Annotated in this window: 15 protein-coding genes; 5 read left to right on the top strand and 10 right to left on the bottom strand. The window is 40.9% G+C overall.

Translation table 11 applies throughout. The features are described from left to right. The first annotated feature begins 287 nt into the window (after positions 1 to 287). From F8S12_RS13970 to F8S12_RS13950, 5 genes are all read left to right on the top strand, one after another. Positions 288 to 1,439, top strand: a complete 1,152-nt coding sequence (locus F8S12_RS13970) for an AAA family ATPase (protein WP_196516865.1) — start codon at positions 288 to 290, stop codon at positions 1,437 to 1,439. A gap of 299 nt (positions 1,440 to 1,738) precedes the next feature. After that, positions 1,739 to 2,122: a hypothetical protein gene (locus F8S12_RS13965; RefSeq protein WP_196516864.1), complete on the top strand. Its 384-nt coding sequence runs from the start codon at positions 1,739 to 1,741 to the stop codon at positions 2,120 to 2,122. A 12-nt stretch (positions 2,123 to 2,134) separates the two neighbouring features. Next, a complete protein-coding gene (locus tag F8S12_RS13960) occupies positions 2,135 to 2,977 on the top strand; it encodes a D-alanyl-D-alanine carboxypeptidase family protein (RefSeq protein ID WP_196516863.1) in 843 nt (280 codons plus the stop codon). A 122-nt stretch (positions 2,978 to 3,099) separates the two neighbouring features. Beyond that, positions 3,100 to 4,911: an arginine--tRNA ligase gene (gene argS / locus F8S12_RS13955; RefSeq protein WP_196516862.1), complete on the top strand. Its 1,812-nt coding sequence runs from the start codon at positions 3,100 to 3,102 to the stop codon at positions 4,909 to 4,911. A gap of 93 nt (positions 4,912 to 5,004) precedes the next feature. Then, on the top strand, positions 5,005 to 5,535 hold the full coding sequence (locus tag F8S12_RS13950) for a cobalamin biosynthesis protein (protein ID WP_196516861.1): 531 nt from the start codon (positions 5,005 to 5,007) through the stop codon (positions 5,533 to 5,535). A gap of 5 nt (positions 5,536 to 5,540) precedes the next feature. Here the strand turns inward: F8S12_RS13950 and F8S12_RS13945 are convergent, their stop codons facing one another. The 10 genes from F8S12_RS13945 to F8S12_RS13905 all read right to left on the bottom strand — a co-directional run. Beyond that, positions 5,541 to 5,894 (bottom strand): phage holin family protein, encoded by a 354-nt coding sequence (locus tag F8S12_RS13945; RefSeq protein ID WP_196516860.1) that lies wholly within the window; start codon positions 5,892 to 5,894, stop codon positions 5,541 to 5,543. Between the two features lie 385 nt (positions 5,895 to 6,279). After that, on the bottom strand, positions 6,280 to 7,305 hold the full coding sequence (locus F8S12_RS13940; protein WP_196516859.1) for a peptidoglycan-binding domain-containing protein: 1,026 nt from the start codon (positions 7,303 to 7,305) through the stop codon (positions 6,280 to 6,282). Between the two features lie 90 nt (positions 7,306 to 7,395). After that, on the bottom strand, positions 7,396 to 8,667 hold the full coding sequence (locus F8S12_RS13935) for a M16 family metallopeptidase (RefSeq protein WP_196516858.1): 1,272 nt from the start codon (positions 8,665 to 8,667) through the stop codon (positions 7,396 to 7,398). A 195-nt stretch (positions 8,668 to 8,862) separates the two neighbouring features. Then, positions 8,863 to 10,104 carry a M16 family metallopeptidase gene (locus F8S12_RS13930; protein WP_196516872.1) on the bottom strand — a complete coding sequence of 414 codons (1,242 nt, stop codon included), beginning with the start codon at positions 10,102 to 10,104 and terminating at the stop codon, positions 8,863 to 8,865. Between the two features lie 798 nt (positions 10,105 to 10,902). After that, entirely contained in the window at positions 10,903 to 13,884 is a 2,982-nt protein-coding gene (gene pruA, locus F8S12_RS13925; protein WP_196516857.1) for an L-glutamate gamma-semialdehyde dehydrogenase, read from the bottom strand. Positions 13,885 to 14,278: 394 nt separating this feature from the next. Next, entirely contained in the window at positions 14,279 to 14,419 is a 141-nt protein-coding gene (locus F8S12_RS13920) for a hypothetical protein (protein ID WP_196516873.1), read from the bottom strand. After that, positions 14,404 to 14,562: a hypothetical protein gene (locus F8S12_RS40580; RefSeq protein ID WP_230968005.1), complete on the bottom strand. Its 159-nt coding sequence runs from the start codon at positions 14,560 to 14,562 to the stop codon at positions 14,404 to 14,406. The genes F8S12_RS13920 and F8S12_RS40580 overlap by 16 nt, the downstream gene beginning before the upstream one ends. Before the next feature lie 136 nt (positions 14,563 to 14,698). Then, a complete protein-coding gene (locus tag F8S12_RS13915) occupies positions 14,699 to 15,619 on the bottom strand; it encodes a hypothetical protein (protein WP_196516856.1) in 921 nt (306 codons plus the stop codon). Between the two features lie 150 nt (positions 15,620 to 15,769). Then, positions 15,770 to 16,777: a PEP-CTERM sorting domain-containing protein gene (locus F8S12_RS13910; RefSeq protein ID WP_196516855.1), complete on the bottom strand. Its 1,008-nt coding sequence runs from the start codon at positions 16,775 to 16,777 to the stop codon at positions 15,770 to 15,772. Between the two features lie 354 nt (positions 16,778 to 17,131). Further along, on the bottom strand, positions 17,132 to 17,448 hold a 317-nt coding region (locus tag F8S12_RS13905), incomplete at its 5' end, for a hypothetical protein (protein WP_196516854.1).

Here is a 17,448-nt window from a genome sequence, read left to right as displayed (position 1 = left end):
TTAGAGTTATTTTCAATTGTAACTGTTCCGGTGGTTTCCAGGAGGTAACTTTCTGATAAGAAAGTTATCAATATTACTATAAATAAAAGACTAATTAGGTAAAGTTATAATCAAATTTATAGCGGTTTCCAGGTGCATGAAGTACATATTAAAACCTCACCCCCAACCCCTCTCCTTAGTAAGGAGAGGGGAGATAAAGCACAGCTTTATCGGGGTGAGGTTAAGCCGTAACTCACTAGACGAGGAAACGCTATATTCGTTCTCATTTATTTGCTGTAGGAGTAATTATGAAAATCAACCAAATAACCTATTATGACCATGAACTAGAGTGGCAGTTTAAACCGATATATTTTTATGAACTAAATCTTTTAGTTGGTATATCGGGCGTTGGTAAAACACAAATACTTAAATCTATTATGAACTTGCGAAAAATAGCTAGAGGCGGTTCATTGAATGGTGTGGAATGGGATATAAATTTTTCTTCAAATAATTATGAATATAAATGGACTGGTGAATTTGAAACCAAAGAAGTAGATGCATTCATCCTTGATGATAAAGAGGCAGAAAAGAATAAATTTATAATCAATAGAGAACATTTATCTGTAAATGGAACAATTATTATAGAAAGAAATAATCATGAGATAGTATTTAATGGTACTAAATTACCAAAACTCTCCCCTTTTGAAAGTGCTGTAAAAATATTGAGCGAGGAAGAAGATATTGCGCCTGTTAAAGATGGATTTAACAAAGTTATTTATAGCGATCAATCAAGAGGAGAAAATTCTGTTTTTGTAAATAGACATATGATTAATTCCTTAACTATTACTAACCAATCATCGCCAAAAAAATATTCCTCTCTAGAAGAGATTCAAGAAAGCAACTTACCAACTCAAATTAAATTAGCATTAGTTTATAACCATTATCCACAAACTTTTCACGAAATTAAACAGCTATTTATAGATATATTTGACCATGTAGAAGATATCAGAATGGAACCTGATAAAGATAAAAATTTACCTAAAATTATTGCAGACTATCCTTTCATTAATATCAAAGAAAAAGGAGTTAATAATTGGATTATTCAACAACGTATATCTTCTGGAATGTTTAGAACACTAATGCATATTAGTGAACTTTATTTATCTACAGAAGGTACTGTAATTCTGATTGATGAATTTGAAAATAGCTTGGGAGTTAACTGTATTGATATTTTAAGTGACTTACTACTAGAAAATAGAAAATTACAATTTATAATAACTAGCCACCATCCTTATATTATTAATAAAATTGGAATGGAGCATTGGAAAATTGTGACTCGTCGAGGTGGCGTAGTAACAGTTAAAAATGCCAAAGATTATAATCTTGGGAAATCTAGGCATGAAGCCTTTATGCAACTGATTAATCTTGATGCTTATAAAGAAGGAATTGCAGTCGGATAAATCTATACTTACTTGTTGAAGGCAAAAGAACTGAAAGAAAAGTTTATCCAGCTTGGCTAAAACATCTTTTACCAGAACTGCAACGAGTTCAGAATTACGATGAAGTCAATAAAAACAACTATTATCTATTCAGCGCAGAAGGTTATCATTCGATTTACAATTGTCTTCCTAATGCTGTTGCAGACATCAATGCAAATGGCAAGTATAACTACCTTGTAGTCTGTCTAGATGCAGAAGAGAGTACAGTTAGATATGTCGAGCAAGAAATTTACGATTTTTTAACTGCTGAAAGAATTCAGATGGGAAGTACAGAGCTTGTTCTAATCATCCAAAATCGTTGTTTTGAAACTTGGTTCTTAGGAAATAGAAAAATTTATTCAAGGCAACCCCAAAGCAAACCATTATTAGATTATACACGTTATTATGATATTTCAGTTGATTGTCCAGAGATCATGGGTAACTATGATAAATCTAACACTCATGCTCAGTTCCATAAAGCTTATTTAAAGGAATTATTTAGAGCCAAAAATATTAACTATTCTGAAAAAAATCCTGGTGAGGTACTGAAGCTATATTACTTAGAAGAATTATTGACAAGAATTAAAGATAAAAACCATCACTTACCTAGTTTTCAACATTTTATAAATTTTTGCAATACAATTAGACCTAAATTATCTATTTAAGTCAATTGATTAATGAAACAAGTTTTGAGAAAGACGAAATTTATTACTATTGTTATATTCATGATTTTTACATTAGTAGCTAGTAATGAAATCACTCACCACAAAATAGCTATAACTGCTCAACCATTAAATGTGTGCTTGATTAATGATTCATTGCCCTGTATAGATACCTCTACAGAGGCAATATTACAACCATTTACTCCCAATCCAGAATTAAATGACCAGCAACGTTTTTTGTCTGCGATCGCCAGGAATTTACCCACAATTCCCCAGCCTGGTACTTATGAATATATTTTACTGCGGACTTATGGCGCAGTCTTTGTAAATCAAGATATCGGGATTAAACTACCGCCAAAAGATATCTTTGCTACTGAACAAGAAACCCAAGAGTTTCAAGCTACTCTAACAATGGGTCATGTTGATGGTACTAACGATTGTTATTTACAAAAATCGGCAGCAGACGCTTTAAATAAAGCGCGAATTCAGCAACATATACCGCTAAAATCTGGTTATGGCTCTGGTGATTGTACTCGTACTTTCAACACAAATTTAAGATTTTGGCAAAAATATGCCAATAATCAAATTTTGGCAAAAGTTAAACAAGGTCAAGAAACAAAAATACTCGGTATAGTTGCACCTCCGGGAACTTCACAACATCTCTGGGGGTTAGCAATTGATTTACGCATATCAAATCAAAAGCAGAGACAAGCTCTCAATCAAAATGGTTGGTTTCAAACTGTAGAAAACGATGTCCCACATTGGACTTATGTAGGTTTATCTGAAGAAAATTTACCTGTGTTTGGTTTTAAAAGTAAAATCCTTCGGGGCATTACTTATTGGATTACACCGCTTTAAGTGTTAGATGTCATCCAAAATTGAAAACACTAACCGAAAATGTGTATTGTCACTTTTTTTAAGGTTAAAATAATCAAGCTTTTCCAAAGCTACATCACCCTTCTCACAGATAAAATTTATATATGAACGCTATACAAGAAAAACTAAAAGTTCAGCTTCAGCAGGCTTTAGTCGCGGCTTTTGGTACTGACTTCGCTGGAGTAGATCCAATTCTGGTTAGTGCTAGCAATCCTAAATTTGGCGATTATCAGGCGAATGTGGCTTTATCCCTGAGTAAAAAATTAGGAAAGCAACCAAGAGCGATCGCAGATGCGATCGTTGATAAACTAGATGTATCCGAAATCTGCGAACCGCCTCAAATCGCTGGGCCAGGATTTATCAATCTGAAACTGAAAACGACATACTTAGAAGCACAACTCAATGATATTCAAGCAGATTCCCGCCTGGGAGTTCCAGCCACGAAAACGCCCAAGCGGGAAATTGTGGATTTTTCTAGTCCGAATATTGCTAAAGAAATGCACGTCGGACACTTGCGTTCTACGATTATTGGTGATTCCATCGCCCGGATTTTAGAATTTCAAGGACACGATGTACTGCGGTTAAATCATGTAGGTGATTGGGGTACGCAGTTTGGGATGTTAATTACTCATCTTCGTGAAGTTGATTTAGAAAATAATTCCTTTTGGAATAGTCTATATTATGAGGCGAACAATCAACCGGGTTTCATTAACTCTCCCTCTATAAATATAGGAGACTTGGTTCAGTTTTACAGAGAAGCTAAGAAAAAATTTGATGAAGATGCTGATTTTCGAGAAAGATCACGTAAAGCAGTAGTAGAACTACAATCTAATGAGTTACCAGCAAAACACGCTTGGTTTTTTCTTTGTGAAGCTTCTCGAAAAGAATTTAAAGTAATTTATGACTTACTGGATATCAACTTAACTGAACGAGGGGAATCTTTCTACAACCCCTTACTACCAAAAGTTGTGGAAGATTTAGAAAAATCTGGGTTACTGGTAGAAAACCAGGGAGCAAAATGCGTTTTTCTGGAAGGCTTTACAAATAGAGAAGGTGAACCTTTGCCGTTAATTGTGCAGAAATCAGATGGCGGTTATAACTATGCCACAACTGATTTAGCATCCCTCCGCTACCGGATTCAGCAGAATCAAGCAAAACGCATAATTTATGTAACGGATGCTGGACAAGCAAACCATTTTGCCCAATTCTTCCAAGTAGCAGGCAAAGCCGGCTGGATTCCTGATGATGTGGAATTGGTGCATATTCCCTTTGGGTTGGTGTTAGGAGAAGATGGAAAAAAATTCAAAACTCGTTCTGGGGATACTGTGCGGTTGCGGGATTTATTAGATGAAGCTGTTTCTCGTACCCATGCTGATCTAAAAGCTAGATTACAAGAAGAAGAACGCCAAGAAACTGAAGAATTTATTAATGAAGTTGCTAGGGTAGTTGGGATCAGTGCAGTTAAATATGCAGACTTAAGCCAAAATCGCACCAGTGACTACATTTTCAGCTACGACAAAATGCTGGATCTCAAAGGTAATACTGCGCCTTATATGCTATATGCTTATGCCCGGATTCAAGGGATTAGCCGCAAGGGTGATATTAACTTTAAGGAGTTGGGAAACAATGCTGTTCTGTTGCAGCATGAAACAGAATTAGCGCTGGCAAAATATTTAATTCAACTGGATGAAGTTATTAGTAATGTAGAGCAAGATTTGCTGCCTAATCGTTTATGTGAGTATTTGTATGAACTGAGTAAAAAGTTTAATCAGTTTTACGATCGCAATCAGGGAGTTCAGGTGTTGGAGGCACAGGAACCGCAGCGAACATCCCGCTTGGTTTTATGTGATTTGACTGCTAGAACTCTGAAACTGGGATTGTCTTTGTTGGGAATTCAGGTGTTGGAGAGGATGTAATATGTTTTTTTAACGCAAAGGTACGCGGAGGTAACGCAAAGGTGCGCGGAGGAAGAGTTGAGTTAAAGCTGATGGAAAAGGGCGTTTTGTTGGATGTCAAATTATCTTCGAGCGATCGCTTTTAGATACGAATTTAATCAGGAAATAGACCAAGTGCAAGAGGTTTTATGGGTAGGAATCGGTTGTAAACGAGGAACTTCATGTCAGTTGATCGATAAGGCGATTGAGCAAGTCTTTCGAGAAAATCAACTTTTTCAAAGTGCGATCGCGGGTATTGCTACTATCGACACTAAAGCTTCGGAAGTTGGTTTAGTAGAATTCTGCAACCTACGCAATTTGCCCTTAAAAACCTTTTCTGCCCAAATCCTTCGCTCTGTCTGTGTCCCCAACCCTACCACAATTACCGACCACAAAGTAGGTACACCTAGCGTCGCAGAGGCAGCTGCTATTCTTGCAGCCTCTCAACTCACATCCTTCACTGTTTTTCCCTTTACAAGCATAGAGGAATTGCGGGTGAGGTTCTTAGTTCCTAAACGAATTTTTCAGTTACAAGGGCAATCAGGAGCGGTAACGCTAGCTGTTGCCCAAGCTTCAAATGTTATGAATATTACAGAACTTAACTAATTTTTCTAGTCAACAACTCTCAAAAAATAGTTAATTATGCTAGAAACAATTGCTAGCACAATCGAACCTAACAAAGCAGGTAAAAAGCCCTGAATCTCAAAACCATAACCAGGAGTTAGGACACTTGCCAGCCAAAGGGCTAAGGCATTGATTACTAATGTAAATAAACCGAAGGTGAGTAAGGTAATCGGAAACGCCAAAATCTGCAAAATTGGTCTAATAAATGCATTAACCAGACCAATAATAAAGGCAGCAACCAAGGCAGTCACAAAATTCTTGATAAAGAATCCCGGAACGATATTAGCAGTAATAAATAACGCCACCGCACTACCGAGCCAAGTTAATAAAAAGTGTTGCATAAGTTTTTTAGAAGAATTAGCCGTAAGTTTAATTAATTTCCCTATTGCTTGCTGTGATCTGTAACGCAATTAAGTGTCGTTGTGCTTGACTCCTGAAATTGCTGTCCTCTTTAGTCAGCCCAAAAGCAATGTAATTTTTCAGCACTGACATAGAGAGATACTTCCAATCGGGGTATCTTTATCGTATTGCAGGATGTACCGAATTAAATTCATAAAAATGGTGTGAAGCACAAAACCCCTACGGAGGTTTTTCTAAGTCAAGAAACCTCTGTAGGGGTTTCCAAAAAATAAATTATCCAGTTTTGTAGGGCAGCATCTTGTATACGCCTTTGGTTACGGCGGACAAGACGCTACCCATAGCAAGCTTTGAGAGTACGGGTAAAGGCTAACGCCGCAAAAGAATCTCCCAGGTAGCCCCACCAGCTACGCCGTCAGCTTCTAAACCATAACGCTTTTGTACTGCTTTCACAGCTGCTTCGGTTGTCACGCCAAAGTCTCCATCTGGCTGGCCTTTCAAGTAACCAAGCCTTTTCAGTTGTTGTTGCAACTTGACAACTTCAGAACCACGTAACCCTATACGCAAAATTGGCATTCCTTCTGCGGTGTATTGAATACCAGGAGTTCGCTTAGTACTTGTGTTTGACTGAGTTCGTGTAGTTGAGGTAGTACGATTTGGCGTTTTCTGTGCCCTTGGAATTTTAGCTTGCCTTGGGTTAGCAGGCTTTGGCTCCGGGTTAGTCGGAACAGGTGTTACAGCTTGTCTTGGTGGATTGGGGCTGGTAGGAACTTGTGTTACAGCTTGTCTTGGTGGATTGGGGCTGGTAGGAACTTGTGTTACAGCTTGTCTTGGTGGATTGGGGCTGGGATTTGCAACGTTGGTGAGGTTGCTAGCCTGGGTTGGAACCGGAAAATTCGTAGGTGAGTTAAATCTTGGACTAGATGAAGGAACTGTTGATGCTACGATCGCTTCTTTAGGGAAAAGTCGTTGCCAAGTGCTGGCATCAACAACACCATCTGGATTTAAGCCAGCTGCTTGTTTAAACCGGGAAACAGCACTGGCCGTATTCTCACTATATTTACCATCTACGACACCAGAGTAAAAACCCAAAAGTTTTAAAGCTGCTTGAAGTTCAGACACGCGTTCGCCTTGGCTACCAACTTTCAGGGTAGGGCGGTTAATAACATCTCCAGGATTTACTTGAGCTATTTTTTGGGGCGCTGCTATTGATACTACAGTCGTTGAGGCAATAAGCAGAGGCGTAATGGAGAACAAGAGTATTTTAATGGCTGATAAAGATTTACAGCTTTTTGTCCACCTACCTTTTTGCCGTTTTTCCACCCTACAGCGATTTACAGTTGGATCTAGTAATTTTAAGTAACTCAAAATACTTACTGTTAGGCTGCCTTGCATGGAATTTTCTCCCAGAATATTCTCATGCTAATGGTACAGCCGCTTTGTCTAAAAAGCAGCTGTTGTATTTGTAATCATATATAATCTTCCTTATGCGATCGCTCGATTAATTGCTTCTTCTTGACCTACTAAAGACAAGTAAGGTAATTTTAAATACTTACAAGCTGCGGCGATCGCATCCTTAGCACTTACCAGTGCAATCAATTCTTGGAACTTGGTGTCAAAATCAATTCCTAAGCCCAAAATTTCATACCAGCCGTATATCTGAGCAATTTGCCCGTTCGTTTGTTTACCTAAAGCATACTGCCCCAGGATCTTGTTTTTAGCAGCTTGGAGTGCGCTTTCGGATACTTCGGCGGTACACAATAAATCTACCTCTGTACGCAGTCCTTCCAGGGCTATAGTGGTATTTTCCGGTGCTGTACCCATGTAAACTATAAAGGACGCTGGAAATAGCCTTGTTGAGTAAAAGGCGGATACTTCGTAAGCTAAACCTCGCTTTTCGCGCAATTCGACAAACAAGCGACTAGAAAGCCCATTTCCCAAGTAGGTACACAACAACTTCAGTGGGGCGTAGTCTACAGAACTCACCGATGTTCCCAAATAACCGAGCATCACGATTGATTGTTGTGTCTGTACTGGCTTCAGCCTTACCTGCGGTTCCACCTTAATTTCAGGTAAATTCAGTATTGGCAGTGCTTGGGCTGTAGTTTGCCAATCTCCAAAAACTTCTTCCACCAACGCCACTGCATCTGTGGGTGTTACCCTACCAGCAATACTAATTACTATATTATCTGGACGAAAATAAGTCTGATGATACTCCACTAAGTCCGCACGAGTTAAGCGACTCATGGTAGTTTCATCTCCTAGCACTGACATAGAGTATGGATGATTTTGGTACATTACCTGCCGCATTTGTTCAAAAGCGACGGTGAAGGGTTGCTCTTTTTGGGAGCGAATATCTTGGAGTGCTAAACGCCGTTCTAGTTCGACTTGAGTTTCAGGAAAAGTAGGCGATCGCAAAATTCGCCCTGCCAATGTTAAAATTTCCCCAAAATCGGATGTTACCGTTTTGAAAGATAGCAAAAAATAATCACTGCTAGCATCCGCACTCAAACTTGCCCCTACAGACTCGACAATTTCGGCAATTTCCAAACTAGAAAGTCCATCGCATCCCTTTGTCATCACTGCTGATAGTAAATGTGCCAACCCCGCTTGCTCTCGGTTTTCGTTACAACTACCAGCACGCACAAAGATTCTCGCCGCAATAATGTCCGCAGCCGGATTTTCTGCTACTAGCACAACAATGCCATTATTCAATACGGTGCGATGGATAGGCGATTTTTGCAGCAAGGTTGTCATTTGTCCTTTGTCCTTTGTCACTCAATTTTGGATTTTGGATTTTAAATTTTAGATTGCCCCACAAATAAATTTGTTGTTCTGAAACAATGAAATTATTTGATTTTTCTTCACGGCTGAGTTCGGGGGATTGAAACCGATTTTTTAGATTTTTTCTTTAATCCAAAATCGGCATGGTTATTTGTTCTTTACTAATGACTAACAGGGTTTAAGTACAGTAACCGCATAATTCTGCGGCGAGAGATACTGTTTAGCTAATTTTTGCAGTTCTTGGGCATCAAAGGACTGAATCTGCTGGGGATATGTCACAGCTAATTCAGCCTGAGCAATGGTATTGTAGTACCCATAAAGTCCTGTAAGCTGATTTGGCGTTTCGGTAGAAAACGCATACTCGTTACATAGCAACCTGCGTGTACGGGCAAGTTCATGTTCACTAATTCCTATAGTTTGCAAATCATCCAAATGAGCGCAAATCAAGGACTCAACTTCCTCTATATTTTCTGGCTCTAACCAGGCAGTAATTGTAAATAAACTTGATTCCCGTTGTAGAGAGAAATTGCTACAAATTCCTTGTACCAATTGCAAATCTTCTCGTAAATCGCGCACTAAACGCGAAGTTCGCCCTTCTGCCAATAACACCGACAACAAATCTAAACCATAGCCAGTACGGATTTCCTCTACTCCGGGTACCAGCCACGCCATCAATAATCGCGCTTGCTCTATGCGTGGTAAATACAGTTCTCGACGGTGAATTCCTGTTATCACTGGCTCTGCCACTTTCTCAAACTGCGGACAATTAGAGCGTTCGGCAAAATTAGTAAATGAACGATTTACCATTTCCCAAGCTGGTTGCTGGGCTATACCCCCTACAATTACCACCGTCATGTTTTCCGGCTGATAGTGGGCGCGGTGAAAACAGCGCATTGCTTCTGGTGACTGCTGCATCAGTTCTTGCTCAGTACCCAGCACCGAACGTCCGTAAGGGTGACGCTGATAGATGCTTTGAATTAGAGCTTGGAATCCTATCCAGTCAGAATCGTCATGACAGGAGCGAATTTCCTCTAACACTACATCCCGTTCGCGGCTAAATTCTTCTTCTGGAATCGCCGCATTGAGCAGTAATTCTCCCAAGTAGGGCAAAGTATCTTTTAAATAAGGGGCAGCTGTGGTGAGTGAATAATGAGCATAATCATAGCTTGTTGCCGCATTACTCACGCCACCCCGGTTTTCAACGTTGTAGTCGAACATTCCAGGCGGTAGCGTCGCCGTCCCTTTAAAAATCATATGTTCTAAAAAGTGCGCCATGCCGAACCACGGTTCTGGCTCTAGGCTTGCTCCAGCACGCACCCAAACATCCGCCACAACTACAGGGGTAGTGGAAATTTCTTGATGAATAAATGTTAAACCATTCTCTAGTCGGAAGACCGAGGCTGGAAACACGGTATTAGTTAGTTGTTGTGACAATTTTTTGTAGCTTTAACCACAATTTCAGATAATTTTGCTATTTTAACTCTGAACGATACCTAATTTAGAATCAAGTTATACAGATTTTCTTTTTATCGCCAGGTATTTGCTAAATTCTAAATTAATAGAGACTTTTGCGCGTGAATCACAACTTCTCGAAATATTTTTATTAACTATTAGGACTTACGCACTCGTGACGAGAAACTAAGCCTTTGCCATTACTTCGCTCTCATCTCAATAAACTAGGACTTATATCATGTCCGTTTAAATGCTTGTCATTGCGAGGGTCGCGTGGCAATCTCAAAACCTTGCGATTGCTTCATTTCACTGGGTTACATTCGCAATGACATACCGTAAGTGATTGGCCGGACATGATATTACGCACTGTACAAAAGAATTATGTTGTGTATCAACGTAAATACGTCGTTTCAGGTTTTTATGAATCATTCTTTGATTGTTGTAAACCCGCACGGTAGGGGCAATTCATGAATTGCCCCTACGACAAATGTGGTTTTTCAAATAACTCATATTTACTCTTTCTTGTCAATGCGTAAGTCCTATAAACAATCAAATGATTAGATATTTTACCTTTGCCATCAAATTCTCAACCGGGATCTACCCCTTGTTCTTGCTGAAAAACTGATTTTCTAATTGCTGCGATCGCTGGAAATTCTTCAGGGAAATCAGCAACTTTTATGACTAAATTACTCATCAAACTATCTCTGCGGTTAGTATATCAAAAAAGGTGGGGAAAAACCCACCTTTTTCTATAGTTTAATCAGCACCTTCAATTGGTGCAAAACCTTGACGCTGAATATTTTCTGTGACTGCGCGTGGTTCCAAAAATTGCAGGAGGTAATCAGGGCCACCTGCTTTAGAACCTACTCCAGAAAGTTTGAATCCACCAAAGGGTTGCCGTCCAACGATCGCTCCTGTAATATTACGGTTGATGTACAAATTCCCGACTTCAAACTCTGTCTGCGCCTGTTGAATGTGCGAAGGTGTTCTAGAGTAAAGTCCGCCAGTTAAAGCGTAGTTTGTCCCGTTGGCCACTGCTAAGGCTTCTTTGAAATCTTTCACCCGAATTACCGCCAGTACAGGGCCAAAAATTTCTTGCTGGGAAATTACCGCATTTGGCGATACTTCACTAAAGATCACAGGGCCGATAAAATATCCTTGTTCGGGTGATGGTAACTCTAACGCTATTTCTGCTTCTGCCTTACCCTTCTCAATATACTCGCGGATGCGATCGCGGGCATTAGCATCAATCACTGGCCCAACTTGCGTACTTGGTAACTCTGCTTCCCCAATATTCAAGGATCTTGTCGCTTCCACCAACCGTTGCACAAAGCTATCATAAATCGGTTGCAGCACAATTACCCTTGAAGCAGCAGAACATTTTTGTCCACTGTAACCAAATGCCGACTGCACTACCCCCACAACAGCTTGGTCTAAATCAGCACTTTCATCGACAATAATCGCATTCTTCCCACCCATTTCCGCAATCACCCGTTTTAGATGCTTTTGTCCGGGTTTCAGCATTGCCGCTTCTGCGTAAATTTTACAACCAACTTCCTGGGAACCAGTAAAAGCGATTACATGAGTATCTGGATGATTTACCAAGTAAGCCCCAACTTGTGAACCCTTCCCAGGTACGTATTGAAATACACCTTTAGGGATACCAGCCTCAATTAAGATTTCTGTGAGTTTGGCCGTAATTACAGAAGATGTCTCCGCAGGTTTTAGGAGAGTACAATTGCCTGAAACCAAAGCTGCGACAGTCATCCCACAAGCGATCGCTAGTGGAAAATTCCAGGGAGAAATCACTACAACAACACCCCGTGGCTGGTAAATATAACGATTAGTTTCACCAGGGATGTCATAATTAACACCGTTATCTAACCGTTCCATCTCATCAGCGTAATACCGACAGAAGTCTATCGCTTCAGAAACCTCTCCATCAGCTTCCTTAACTGGTTTCCCAACCTCCAAAACCATCCAAGCTGAAAGTTCGGCGCGGCGTTCCTCCATCAAATCACCCGCTTTCCGCAAAATATCAGCGCGTTCTTTAGCTGGTGTTTTCTTCCATCCAGGAAACGCCGCTTTCGCAGCTTGCATCGCCTGTTCCGCCTGTTCAACGCTAATCAACCCAACCTTACCAACTACCTCACTAAAATTAGAAGGATTGAGAGAATCAACAAACTCCGGCGTATTAACATACTCCCCATTAATCAACGGCAAATAAGTTCTACCCAACTCCTGACGAACCCTTTGAAAAGCTTCCGCCGCCTTCCTTCTCACCTCCTCCACCGCATAATCCGTATCCGCCGCCCCACCAAAACCCCCCTCTTCTTTGCGCCTCTGCGTCTCTGCGTGAGAAAAATCCACAACCGGCGCCGCCAACAACTCCTCCACCGGCCTATTTTCCAAATTCTGCCGTAAAAAAGAACTATTAGCCGTATTCTCCAACAACCGCCGAATTAAATACGCCATCCCCGGCAATAATTCACCATAAGGACAGTAAACCCTAACCCGATAACCCCTGTCAACCAACGCCTTCGCTACCTTATCCCCCATCCCATAGAGGACTTGCAATTCAAACCGACGCCGGGGGACATTTAAACTTTCAGCGATGGCAATGGCGCGAGAGTGCGATCGCACATTATGGCTACCAATGGCAGAATACACATATTGATGATTTTCTAGCAACAATTGAGTAATGGTTTCAAAGTTAGCATCACTTGCCGCTTTCTCGTTGTAAACTGGCTGTGTCCAATGCTTCTGGGCTGCTTTGATAGTTTCCTGATCCCAATATGCGCCTTTCACCAAGCGGATTGTCAGAGGATAACCGCGCTCTTTCAACCAAGAAATTAAGTCTTTAGTATCTTGCTCACCATCACGCAGATATGCTTGAATTGTCATCCCCACATCTGTGCGTTGCCGAAACTCTTCTTCTAGTAAGAGTTTTTTCAGGATGCTGAGAGTTATATCCTTATAGGCATACTGTTCCATATCAAAATGCACAGCTGCGCCTAATTCTTTAGCACGACGTAAGAGAATCCGAATGCGATCGCTAACTCGCTCCTCACTACCTTTAGCATCTAATGGATCAAATTGGGAATAAAACGCCGTTAACTTCACAGAAACCTGAACTTTTGGGATCGGTTCGCCATCAGCCTCATCAATAGCCTGAATAGCCGTCCAATTCTTCGATGCTTCCACCAATTGTTGCATTAATTCTAGATAGCGTTCTAGATAAGACTGCGCTTCGGCTTCGGTAATCACCGCTTCACCAAGTAAATCGATGGTGAAAGCCATTTTTTCTTTTCGCAGTCGTTCAACTGTTTTGATGACTTGCTTAATATTTTCGCCAGAAATATATTTATGAGCAAGAGTCTCAACCGCAGTACCAACAGTTGTAGCAGCAACTTGTCCTGGCATCGAGTCGGGGTTAGCAAAATTTAGCATCCCCTTCAAAGCTGCCGGCAATTCTACAGATTCATCACCTAAATATTCTTGTAAATGTGAGGCAATTTCTGATTTACTGTGCAAAGCCGGTAGCGTATCTATGAAGCGAAATAATTGCACCCGCAAGCCAGGATTACTCATTGCCCAAGCTAGTAATTTATCATCCCAGCGCATTTGATCCCGCAGGGAAGAAAAAAACGAACGATTTTCCGTCGTTGCTGCTAGAAGTTGTTTAGCAATTTCTTGGGTTTTAGCTTCGTAGATGCTTGTCTGTACTTTTAATACCACTGATAATAAACTCCGTTAATAAAGGCAAGGCTTTTTGTACAAAGCCTGTGTCTTCTATTTTGACGCTTTCATTTAGTTGTCACCATGACGCTGATTCGTAATTCGGAATATTCGCCAAAGGTGAGAAGCGATTTACTTACGCCGTGCTGTTCTAGCGACTTCCAATTAAAAAAATATTCTATCGTAGGGGCGTGGCAAGGCTAAAATGTTGCAAAAAAATTGTAGGTTGGGTGGAGGCTTTGCGTAACCCAACATCTTGATATGTGTTGGGTTGCGCTCCGCTCCACCCAACCTACATCTAACGTACTATTTTAGCTGTGCCACGCCAGTAGGGGCGCAAGACGCCTACCACAGATGTAGATTAAATACATAAAAACTACTGTAAACTCTACCATCACAACGCATTTAACAACGCCCGCTTAAATTCAGCAGCACTCTTAAAGTGGATATCAACCAACGCCAAATCAATCACCTGCGCTAGTGGTTGGATAATTGTCGCATCTCGTTGGCGACAAGATACTAATCCTGTTGCCATTGCTCTAGTCGCAGCCCAACGATCGCTAGAATTAGCAAATGAGTACGCACGCAGAAAATATCCTGATGTTTGGGACTAGGTGCAGCCCACCGAGTTAACGGCAATATAGAGAAAAGCGATCGCCATTTAACTGAGGCAATCACCCGTTGTCGTGCTATTAATTTAGTAACATTTGAGGCAGATATTTTGCTGGAACTTATTTAACTGACTTTCTACATACCGTGAAAAGTCAGTTAGCAATTTCAGTGACGTATTGATAGAGAGTTACTCATTTTTATCCTACGGTAACTTTTTCTGACACGCGTTAATCTTGAAGAATGTTCTGTTTGGGTCAAAGGAATTTACTGCCCCAATTGTGCAAGAAAAAGGTTTGCTAATTGCAATGCTGAAGAAAGTTGTTGTCCCGGCGTCTGGGTTGCCGTCAGTAGGATCTATGCGTCGAAGCACTGTACCTGTTTGCGGATCAATCTCAGCAATAAAACCCTGTTGCCCACCGCCAGCTAAGTCACCACCCCCGACCCAAAGATCACCTTCTTGATCAAAGACAAGATTACCAGCGCTTAAGACTTTGGCTACAAACACACCGTCACTATCAAAATTGAGTGGCACTTGTGTTTGGATTGCCCGATTAATGTTCGTGCGCGAGAAACGCCGAATTTCTCCTGTCCGCGCTCCATTTGGATCAAAACCAATTCCGGTATAAATGTTACCGTGACGGTCAACCCCCACTCCAGATGAAGCACCAGGAATATTGTCGATGACTGTCTGAACTTTGTTGTTTTTTAGATTAAGGCGTTCAACGGCAGAGCGTGAGAAACTCGCTTCACCCCGATTGATGAATAGCTCTAGTGGACGCCGAAAGTCGGCAGCAGCATGAAACGGGATTAGTGCTACCGACTTTGCTTGACCACCAGTCCTGGGTAAGAGAAAGATACTGCCGTTAAACGGCTGATTAGGGAATTTAGAACCCCCCGCTCCTGTACCCAGAATGAAAAAGTTTCCACCCAGACCAGTGACGACAAAGGCAGGATCACTGCCACCACGAAACTCAGGTGGAAGATTTCCTATCAGGTCAAAGTTTGAGCTACCCTGCTGCGTCTGGATTCTGACCTCAGTACCAGTAAAAATGACTAATCTGCCATCAGGAATAAAGTCAAATGCTGTAGAAAACGAACCAGATTCCGGAGGCGGCAGAGTCACATTCTGTGCTAAGGCCTTTGAGACAGGTGAGAAAAGTACCTCTATGGTTACAGTTGCTAGACTTAGTATTCGGAATAAATTGCGGAGCATCATTTTTATCTTCTTTTTGCAAGTATGGTTTATGTGTTGAGTGGTATGAGCAGTTGTACGCTACACATTATTGGTCGAGCCAGGATTCTTCTTTTGCTTTTTTAGCCAAGCTCCTAATCCTATAGCTGCACAAATACCGAAAAGAGTTGACGGTTCGGGAACTTGTGTAGCATTTATTACCCCAATGGCTTCCAAGTCAAACCCACCACCACCTGGTGAGGTTGGGTAAGGGTCAAAAATCCCATTACCAGAAGCATCTAGAAAATCACCACGACCTGGAATATCCACAAGTCGAATAAAATTGATCTGATTGAGGTTTAATAATCCACTGGTTACCAATGGTTCAGTGTTTAAGGTTTCTAAGTCAAAGGGAGTACCGAAAGAATCACTAATTACCTCGCCCGTAATCTTGTCAACAAAAGCATTATTGACATGTTTACCTGCTAGGTTAAAAATATCGGTTGAATCGACAACTTCAAAGGAACCCACTGGGTTTGGAGTTAGAGAAGTACTAGGAAAACGGGCAAAGTTAATGCCATCGGTAGAAACTTCCACATAAGCCAATTCTGCAGAAGTCCCTCCCGAAAACTCGAAGCCATTTTCAAATACAGCAAAATCAGCACCAGTCCCATTGCGAATTATAGAATCGAAGCCTAGAGTAATCTGACCAGGGACTATTCCAGCATCAAGTTGGTCAGCAGTGAGTTCCCCCAAAGAAACGACATCATCAAATTGAGCCGTCACTGCACCCAAAGCTTTTGCCGGATTTGAAAAGCTTGGTACTATACCTGGTGCTGGCGAGTAATCTTTAACTTCTGTTGCAAAACCCACAAAAATTGGGTTGACAAAGTTATTTGGAGTAACTTTACCAAGGCCATCTGGGCCAACAAATCCTGGAACCCCTGGGTCAAATGGATTAGAAGGATCGAAAGTAGGTCCAGAAAAGGAACCAGCAACAGCAGTTCCTCCCGTTAGCGCCACGGTTAGTGTTGCTAGTCCTAGACTGAATGCTTGCAGATTGTTTAAACGCTGGACAGTTGATGCAATTTTTCGACAAAAGTGGTTCATAAGTAAAAATCCAACAGTGTAATGTTGTTCACATGACATACTATTAAAAATAGATTTTTTGCTTGACATTTTTTGTAAAGTTAAGATGAAGAATTAATCAGTGTTAATTACTGCTATTAATTCTCTGCTTAAAAAAAATCTTCTCTGTGAATCGCCTCCCCTGGCGAAGTTTCACTTTATGCACAGTTTTTGCGGAGTGTAAAAACCTGACTTTTCCCGTTAAGTCTCTTTTGCAAGCTGCCAACCCTCACAAAGTATACTGTGCTGTTTCTTAAATCCTTTACCCATAAGCCTTTCAAGACTTAACGGCAAAAGTCAGATAGGAGAAGGGTGCGTTACGCTGGCGTGACAAAGCTAAATTGTTGCAATCATGACGAACGCATATATTATTTCGGCGTACTCATTTGTTATTTCGGCATACTCATTTGTTATTTCGGCGTATGCATTTGTTATTTCGGCGTATGCATTTGTTATTTCGGCGTATGCATTTGTTATTTCGGCGTATGCATTTGTTATTTCGGCGTATGCATTTGTTATTTCGGCATACTCATTTGTTATTTCGGCATACTCATTTGTTATTTCGGCGTATGCATTTGTTATTTCGGCATACTCATTTGTTATTTCGGCATACTCATTTGTTATTTCGGCATACTCATTTGTTATTTCGGCGT

Source organism: Nostoc sp. WHI (genome assembly GCF_015714725.1).
GTDB lineage: Bacteria > Cyanobacteriota > Cyanobacteriia > Cyanobacteriales > Nostocaceae > Nostoc.
Note: the sequence above shows the minus strand (reverse complement) of the source record. Positions and strands in the feature narration are given on the sequence as shown.

Excerpts from the sequence above, each read along its gene's own strand:
- F8S12_RS13970 (WP_196516865.1), top strand. The coding sequence starts at position 288 with ATGAAAATCAACCAAATAACCTATTATGACCATGAACTAGAGTGGCAG.
- F8S12_RS13965 (WP_196516864.1), top strand. The coding sequence starts at position 1,739 with ATGGGAAGTACAGAGCTTGTTCTAATCATCCAAAATCGTTGTTTTGAA.
- F8S12_RS13960 (WP_196516863.1), top strand. The coding sequence starts at position 2,135 with ATGAAACAAGTTTTGAGAAAGACGAAATTTATTACTATTGTTATATTC.
- argS (WP_196516862.1), top strand. The coding sequence starts at position 3,100 with ATGAACGCTATACAAGAAAAACTAAAAGTTCAGCTTCAGCAGGCTTTA.
- F8S12_RS13950 (WP_196516861.1), top strand. The coding sequence starts at position 5,005 with ATGTCAAATTATCTTCGAGCGATCGCTTTTAGATACGAATTTAATCAG.
- F8S12_RS13945 (WP_196516860.1), bottom strand. The coding sequence starts at position 5,894 with ATGCAACACTTTTTATTAACTTGGCTCGGTAGTGCGGTGGCGTTATTT.
- F8S12_RS13940 (WP_196516859.1), bottom strand. The coding sequence starts at position 7,305 with ATGCAAGGCAGCCTAACAGTAAGTATTTTGAGTTACTTAAAATTACTA.
- F8S12_RS13935 (WP_196516858.1), bottom strand. The coding sequence starts at position 8,667 with ATGACAACCTTGCTGCAAAAATCGCCTATCCATCGCACCGTATTGAAT.
- F8S12_RS13920 (WP_196516873.1), bottom strand. The coding sequence starts at position 14,419 with ATGGCAACAGGATTAGTATCTTGTCGCCAACGAGATGCGACAATTATC.
- F8S12_RS13910 (WP_196516855.1), bottom strand. The coding sequence starts at position 16,777 with ATGAACCACTTTTGTCGAAAAATTGCATCAACTGTCCAGCGTTTAAAC.